General features: G+C 40.8%; 7 protein-coding genes. All 7 read right to left on the bottom strand.

All coding sequences use genetic code 11. The features are described from left to right. Positions 1-42: 42 nt before the first annotated feature. Positions 43-723 (bottom strand): hypothetical protein, encoded by a 681-nt coding sequence (locus DD829_RS22555; protein WP_116548172.1) that lies wholly within the window; start codon positions 721-723, stop codon positions 43-45. 45 nt (positions 724-768) lie between these two features. Continuing rightward, entirely contained in the window at positions 769-1,059 is a 291-nt protein-coding gene (locus tag DD829_RS22550; protein ID WP_116548171.1) for a hypothetical protein, read from the bottom strand. Between the two features lie 51 nt (positions 1,060-1,110). Continuing rightward, the gene (locus DD829_RS22545) at positions 1,111-1,407 is read right to left on the bottom strand and encodes a DUF2958 domain-containing protein (RefSeq protein ID WP_116548170.1); all 297 of its coding nucleotides are present in this window, start codon (positions 1,405-1,407) and stop codon (positions 1,111-1,113) included. Between the two features lie 26 nt (positions 1,408-1,433). Further along, a complete protein-coding gene (locus tag DD829_RS22540) occupies positions 1,434-1,985 on the bottom strand; it encodes a hypothetical protein (RefSeq protein ID WP_123906972.1) in 552 nt (183 codons plus the stop codon). A gap of 61 nt (positions 1,986-2,046) precedes the next feature. Next, entirely contained in the window at positions 2,047-2,625 is a 579-nt protein-coding gene (locus DD829_RS22535; protein ID WP_116548169.1) for a hypothetical protein, read from the bottom strand. Positions 2,626-2,736: 111 nt separating this feature from the next. Further along, the gene (locus tag DD829_RS22530; RefSeq protein WP_108411730.1) at positions 2,737-3,372 is read right to left on the bottom strand and encodes a hypothetical protein; all 636 of its coding nucleotides are present in this window, start codon (positions 3,370-3,372) and stop codon (positions 2,737-2,739) included. 2 nt (positions 3,373-3,374) lie between these two features. Then, positions 3,375-3,624: hypothetical protein (locus tag DD829_RS22525; protein ID WP_228408271.1), on the bottom strand; the 250-nt coding region annotated here is incomplete at its 5' end.

The following is a 3,624-nucleotide window of genomic DNA, read 5'->3' as shown; positions in this document are numbered from 1 at the left end:
ACCATCATACAATGGTTTGATTAATCCGTTAGCGGAAAACCATTAACGGTGTTTTTTGTTTTTGTGTTTCGCTTTGGAAGAAGTGAAAGAGGAATCTGCCTGTCCGGAGGTTTCTTCATCGTCTGCTTCCGGACCGTTCACATCCTGATCATTGGATCCGTATGCTTTGTCATCTTCTTCAGGGGAGTATTTCCCGCTATCGGAAAACTCTACATTTTCTTCTTCCTGTAATGATTCCGTTTCCGATGATTCATCGGAAGAATCCAAAACTTTATCATCAGATGCCTGATCTGATGAAGGTTTTTCTTCGTTCTTTTCCGCAGAATCTAAAACATTTTCATTTTTTTCTTCTGTATTTTCAGAAGCTGAAGATTCACCGGATTGATTTCTCTCAGCAGAAGAGTCATTATTTTCCAATGCCGGAATCGGATTCTGTTTTTGTTCCTGTTCTTCTTTGAGCCATTTTTCACACATATAGATGATGATCTGGTAATCGGACTCAATAAGGTTCAGGATTTCTTCATTCTCCAGTTCCAGCAGGTTTTTTCCTTCGGGAAGCTGCTCTCCGTAAGTCTGGGAAACCATTTCCACAAGCTCCTTTCTTGAAAAATATTTAATCAGGACAGGGCTGATGGTTTTAGTTTCCGTACTTTCTTTTTCGGCGGCTTTCTTTTTGAGCAGCACCGAAAAGATTTTCAGTAAGGATTGTTTGTTCGTATCCATTATAATTTTTGTTGTTTTTACTTTGTTTGCTTTCTTTTTTCTTCTTTATTTCTTTCCGGGATCATAAGAGAAAATATGTTGCGGATTGATGACTTCATATTTTTCTTTGACATTTTTTGTATTCACCCACGGGTCAAAATTATCATACGGTTTTAACCATAAATGTGTGACGATTCGGTCTTCCGTTTCTATGAGTTCACACTGCGCAAGTTCTTTCTCCCTTGTGTATCCTTCAGGATCTGTATTGGTGTAACTCAGAATCCTGACTTTTCCTTCAGAGACTTTTTCGTATTCCACCGTCCATATGATGGAGATAAGTCTTTGGGTTGCTTTCATGACTATAAGGATAATTGTTTTTTACGTTGTTTTTGCTTGATTTCTTTCTGATTATTCATCCAGATCATTAAACCTTATTTCTTCAAAATAGCAGTCCCTTTCGATGGTAAGCCCGAATGGTAATTTCAGGGCTTCCAGTTCATCTATGGAGAAGCTTCCCCACTCATCGAATCCCATTCCGGTAACATAACCGAAGCAGATTCTTGTTGCAGGATCATATTCGGTGGCATACCACGTCTGCGGACCGCAGGGATTAAAGAACCGGGCAATGATCAGCGGATTTTCTTCGTCACCCTGGCTGCCGATTTCGCCGAATCTTGTTTCCAGGGTTTCAGTCATTAATTTCATAATTTTTTATTGTTTTACTTGGCGAATTATTTCATCCATATTTGTTTTGCTTTTTCAAAACCCACCCATTCATGATTTTCATCAAATCCGCGTGAAGCAAGCTCATAGCGGATGATTTTCTTAAGGGGAATTCTGTAGTGAAGGATGAATCTGAGGATTTCTCCACTCATCACAGAAAAGGCTCCCATCAGTTCCTCCCAATGAGGAAGGGGATCTTCATCGGTGCGGATGAGCCGTATTTTTGCGTAATTCATCCAGTGGTAATCCTCGGGAACAGCGAGCCTGAATTCCATATCCAGATCTTCAAGCATGGTGCGGTTGACCACGGCATAATTGTTTACCGGTCCGTCCAGAATCCCGAACTGTTCCTTTGTCTTTCTGTGCTTAAAACTCTGCCAGAGGGCAAAGTCCGTTGCCTTATGGATGTCGTTAAAATATTCCAAAAAAGGTTCTTTTTTCATAATGCTGGTATTGGTTGTCTGATATTTGGTTTTCGGAGTGATCCCGAATGTAAAGTGTATTATTCCATTTTTATATTGGGGCACTGAAACATCGATACACTGAAAACACTTATTCATTATTTTCATTTCTTATTGATAACCATTGGTTATCAGTCGGAAACCCATATTAAAACATGTGCTAAAGCATCAGGATTTTATACGATTCTTTATCTTCCCTATTGTTGAGAAGAGTCTGTGCCTGATGTTCATGAAGGAAAAATCCGTGAAGAGGAGCGGTTATGTATTTGTCTTCTTCACTGACATCGTTGTCAAAGATTCCGTACACCGTTTTCGGAATTCCTGCTTTTTCGCAGAGTGTATTATAATTGCTGTAATCATATGGATCCCAATCCGGAATATTTTTTTCCCCCAGATAATGATTCTGCAGTTGGAGCCGGGTGAGTACATGGTGTACTTTTTCGGGAGTAACGGGGTAATCCGTTTTACTCTTCCAGTACTCAATAAGATAAGGAACTACAATAAAGTCACCACCGATAAAATCCAGCAGTTCTTCTTTATCCATCGTTTCTACATCTGTTAAGTCTTCAGGAAGCTCTCCTTCACCGATCCACAGGATAACAGCAATAAGGTCTTCTTTCTCCAATAAAGTGAGCAGAATCTCACAATACCGGAAATCTCTTTTTGCCTGCAGCAGATTCTGCAAAAAAGTAAGATAGCATAAAATGAGCAGGCGGTCTTTGGTTGGGTTGGTTGTCATTTGATTTAAGGAATTTGATTTTTTTGGTTATTTAATATTTGAATTTCAGAGGGTAAGCGGTGAATGCTGCCATCCGCTGTCTACAGTCTGATACTTTTCCTTTTTGCAGGATTATCTTTCTTTTAAAAGCTTTCGGCATGTGACAATGAACTCATCGTCACCCGGCAGCTGATCTAAAGGAAAACGTACCAGAAGTTTCACGGGATAATAATCCGAAACCTCTTTGTATAAATGGTAGAAACGATCCGCCGGAGCTATTCCTCCGCTAATGAACCCGCAATAGACTTCAAAAGTATTCCTGTCAAAGTCTGTCACATACGCCCACGGGCACCAGAGACTCTCTGCGGCAAAGCCATAGGCATCAGTCAGGATAATCCCCACGCGGTCTTTATACCCAAGGATAAGCTCAAGAATATGTTCGTCTTCCCGCAATCCCGAAATAAATATGGGATCATTTGTGCCTGGGGCAGTATGACGGAATGTTCCATTACCCTCAGGATCATTTCCCCAATTCCCCTCAAAGTATATTCCGGGGTTTCGGCTCATATCCATATTTTCCGGGGAATGGCTGGTGCTAAAAAAGCATACTTTAGGTAACACCTGTTTCAGTAATTCTACCTTTGCTGAATTCCTCAGAAAAGACAGGGTGGAGATTCCCAGACTTTCGGGATAACCGTCCCACTGTCCGTACCGGGCTACTTTTATTTCACCTTTGTGGATTACCACCGTTAAGCTTCGTGTTCCCATAGTTATTCTTCATTGTTTTCATATTCAGAAGATTTGAAATCTTCGGATGCTTCACCGGGAGATTCACAATACAGAAGTATGGCAGCCACAAGGTGGTTGTAGTCTCCTTTTTGGCTTTCTTCCAGAACAAGATCAATTTCATGCTGTTCCCAGCCCTGCCTTCTTGCTTCTCTTGAGAAGTAACCCATAATAGAATAGGCATTGCCGTCAATTTTTGTCAGGTCCAAATCGACCTCTTTGTTGACTAATTTT

The organism is Chryseobacterium sp. HMWF035 (genome assembly GCF_003094695.1).
In the GTDB taxonomy this organism is placed as follows: domain Bacteria; phylum Bacteroidota; class Bacteroidia; order Flavobacteriales; family Weeksellaceae; genus Chryseobacterium; species Chryseobacterium gambrini.
This window is presented reverse-complemented; position numbering and strand designations above follow the sequence as displayed.